Origin of the sequence: Serratia sp. 506_PEND (assembly GCF_001076875.1) — a bacterium.
Taxonomy (GTDB): domain Bacteria; phylum Pseudomonadota; class Gammaproteobacteria; order Enterobacterales; family Enterobacteriaceae; genus Serratia; species Serratia marcescens.
Map to the genome: position 1 here is coordinate 1 of NZ_JVEL01000345.1, position 3741 is coordinate 3741.

Sequence of the window (3741 nt, forward strand, 5' to 3'; positions counted from 1 at the left end):
TGTCGCCGGTGCGGGTGTTCATGTTGGCGCCGTAGAAATGCTGGATCGCCGTGATGTCGTTGAGCAACGGCCCGGAAGAGTACGCGCCTTTAAAGTCCTGCCCGGTGTTGCTTTCGCTGAAATAGCTCATCAGGCTGTGCGCGCGGCTGTCCTCAAAGTAGGTCGCGTCTTTAGCGTAGGTGATGCTGACGCCCGGCGCGGCGTTATAGTCGCCCGGATGCTGCAACCCCAACGCATGGCCGATTTCATGGGTGAAGGTCTGGCGACCGTACTCGTTCTCATGGATCTGGTTGTTGACGAAGGTAGGGTTCTTGGCGTTATACCAGGTTTGCCCGGCGACCGAAGGCGAGGAGTCCGGGTTATACGCGAAGGCATAGGAGCCGCGCGAGCTGTAGTCGAACAGGCCGAATTTGATGTTGGCGGCGGCGGTGTTGCTGGTTTCGGTGAAGGTGATGTTAGCCACGTCTGACCATGACTGCAGCGACAGTTTAGCCTGCTCGCGCTGTTCGGCGTTAAAGCTGCTAAAGCCGCTGATGCTCATGCTCGACATGTTGCCCGGCGCCTTTTCCCAGAAGCTGTAGGTCAGGGAGACCGGCGTGTCGGTCACGCCCTTGTCGTGCCAACTACGATCGCCGCGCACCAACTCCAGGCCGGCGTTTTCGAACGTTTTCGACGGATGAAGCACGGTAATGGTGTCGTCTTCATCGGGTTTATAAGCGCCCAGCAGGGCTAATACGCCTTCGGCCTTAACGGAAGCATTGCTTGATGACATAACCTTATCTCCATATTCGTCAATTCAATCGGGGGGATGCCCCAACTGGCGGATTGCCTGAACGGCAGCGGCCCGGTGTTGAATCAATACGGGGATATCGGTAATGCGCTGGCGCCTTCCCTCGGCACTCTGAATGAGAACGATAATCCCTTAAGAGAAAAGAATAGACACATTTTCACCGATTACAGAATTTTCTTAGATAAAGTACGGCTATGCATTTGCGCCACACGAATGATTTTCAAGGCAATAATCAGCACTATCACGATAAGCGAATAAAAACGCATAAAAAAACCGGGGCAATCCAACCCCGGTTATCCATAAGATACTCTGGACTCAGACTAACCAACCAAGCAGCAGCGTCGCGCCGATGACCGTGGAAGCGCCGCCGATGCGCGTGGCGATTTGGGCGAACGGCATCAGCCCCATGCGGTTCGACGCCGACAGGATCGCCACGTCACCGGTGCCGCCCAGGCCACTGTGACAACAGGTGACAATCGCCGCCTCCACCGGAAACATCTTCAGGTAAGGCGCAATCAAGAAACTGACCAGTCCCATCGACAGCACCACCGAGCCGCAGACCACCACATAACCGACCGAGAACACCGCCACCACGCTTTCCAGCGGCACGTACAGCATGCCCAGACCGATCATCAGCGGCCACACCAGCGCGGTGGAGACGAACTTGTAGAAACTGTGCGCGCCGGTCTCCATCGAAGCCGGGATCACCCGGCAGTACTTGCACAGCACCGCGAACAGGATCATCAGCACCGGCCCGGGAATATGCACGATGTGTTCGAACAGGCCGCCGACGATAAAGAAGGCGCAGATCACCAGCAGCCCGCCGCCCATCAGTTGGAAATCGACGTTGCCGCTTTGCTCCTTGATGGCGAACATCGCGTTCTCCTGCGCCGAACGGATCAGCATGCCGTCGCCGCTCAGCGCCTTGCGCTGCATACCGATGCGCGCCAGCACCCCGGCGGTCACGATGGCGAAGATGTTACCCAGCACCGCCGCCGGCGCCAGCTGCGCGACATAGACATCCGGCGTCGAGCCCAGGATCGCCGAATAGGCCAGCGACAGCGGTAAAATTCCCTCGCCGATGCCGCCGCCGATGATCGGCACGATGATGAAGAAGAAGGTGTGATAGAAGGTAAAGCCGAACAGCTTGCCCACCAGCAGCCCGGTGATCACCGCCGTGATCGTGCCCACCACCAGCGGCACGAACATGCGAATCATCCCCTGGATCAGTATCACCCGGTTCATGCCGAGAATGCTGCCGACCACCAGACTGGCGATGACGAAATAAAGCAGGTTCGCGTCTTTCATCAGCAAATGGACGGTGCCCATGACGTTGGGCTGGAAGACATCGAAATAGACCAGCACCGACGGCACCATCAAACACAGAATGGCCGGCCCGCCGATATCGCGCAGCACGGGAATGCTTTTTCCCAACTGCGCCAGCGCAAAGCCCAGCGTCATTATCACCGCCAGGCCGCCGATCATATTCTTCGGCAGGAAGTTGGCGTAGGCGGAAATCGCTACGATCGCGCAAATCGTGATAAACAAGGCGATCGGTACCGCGCCGATATCTATTTGACGAAGTTGATTAATTAATCCTGATGATTCGGACGATGCCGTATTTTTATCACAGGCCAGTTCTGCATTTATCTGTTTCATTATTCACCCTGCTGACAAGCGTACAGTACGGTTAGATTCACCTGGCGCAAAAACTTTGCCATAGCCAAGCAAAAACAAATGATTACGAAAAATCCTATTGTGGATTTCGCTTTTTCTAATAAGAAATAAAACAGTAGACAGCCCTGACGATATGATAAAAAATAAAAATGCAAAACTAAATTACGCCGGCGGAATTCAATATTGTGACCCTCCGCCAAGGTTAGTTTTAATTAATTATCGTCAGCATTTTGTAATTAAAGTAAACAGGCTTAAATTCGCTGCTATGCTATAGGAGGGCGAAAAAGCCCCCTGTTTTATTAATAAAGAACCGGAAATGCATTAGCTGAATCCGGTCAGCTTGATCCGAATCTCAATCCTGCGCGCGGCACCGCACGGGAAAGAGGCATAATATGACTCATAAGGAAGTAGAATATGTCTTCACGCGCTGTTACCCCACAAACCCTCGCTCGCTACGGCATCCATCAGGCCGCCGACATCGTCTATAACCCCAGCTATGAATTGCTGTTCGCCGAAGAGACCCGCGCCGACCTGCCGCCGCTGGAGCGCGGCACCCTCACCCAACTGGGCGCGGTCAACGTCGCGACCGGTGAATTTACCGGCCGTTCGCCGAAGGACAAATACATCGTGCGCGACGACACCACGCGCGATACCGTCTGGTGGTCGGACAACGGCACCGGCAAGAACGACAACCAGCCGCTCTCGCCGGAAGTCTGGCAGCATCTGAAGACGCTGGTGGGCAATCAGCTCTCCGGCAAGCGTCTGTTCGTGGTGGACGCGTTCTGCGGCGCCAACGCCGACACGCGTCTGAAAGTGCGCTTCATCACCGAGGTGGCCTGGCAGGCGCACTTCGTGAAAAACATGTTCATCCGCCCGAGCGACGCCGAGCTGGCGGACTTTGAACCGGACTTCGTGGTGATGAACGGCGCTAAATGCACCAACCCGGACTGGCAGCAGCAAGGGCTGCACTCGGAGAACTTCGTCGCCTTCAATCTGACCGAGCGCATGCAGCTGATCGGCGGCACCTGGTACGGCGGCGAAATGAAGAAAGGCATGTTCTCGATGATGAACTACCTGCTGCCGCTGAAAGGCATCGCCTCGATGCACTGCTCGGCCAACGTGGGCGAGAAAGGCGACGTGGCGGTGTTCTTTGGCCTGTCCGGCACCGGCAAGACCACCCTCTCCACCGATCCTAAGCGTCAGCTGATCGGCGATGACGAGCACGGCTGGGACGACGACGGCGTGTTCAACTTCGAAGGCGGCTGCTACGCCAA

General features: G+C 56.2%; 3 protein-coding genes. 1 reads left to right on the forward strand and 2 read right to left on the reverse strand.

What is annotated here, in order from left to right; translation table 11 throughout:
• Positions 1 to 772: M12 family metallo-peptidase (locus tag ADK28_RS11015; protein ID WP_048795673.1), on the reverse strand; the 772-nt coding region annotated here is incomplete at its 3' end.
• Positions 773 to 1105: 333 nt separating this feature from the next.
• A complete protein-coding gene (locus ADK28_RS11025; RefSeq protein ID WP_048795674.1) occupies positions 1106 to 2449 on the reverse strand; it encodes a 2-hydroxycarboxylate transporter family protein in 1344 nt (447 codons plus the stop codon).
• A gap of 432 nt (positions 2450 to 2881) precedes the next feature.
• Between ADK28_RS11025 and ADK28_RS11030 the strand changes: the two genes are divergently transcribed.
• Positions 2882 to 3741 (forward strand): phosphoenolpyruvate carboxykinase (ATP) (locus ADK28_RS11030; protein ID WP_048795675.1); only part of this gene is annotated, 860 nt, incomplete at its 3' end.

Bases quoted from the DNA above. Each gene is read 5' to 3' on its own strand.
- ADK28_RS11025 (WP_048795674.1), bottom strand. From the start codon at position 2,449: ATGAAACAGATAAATGCAGAACTGGCCTGTGATAAAAATACGGCATCG.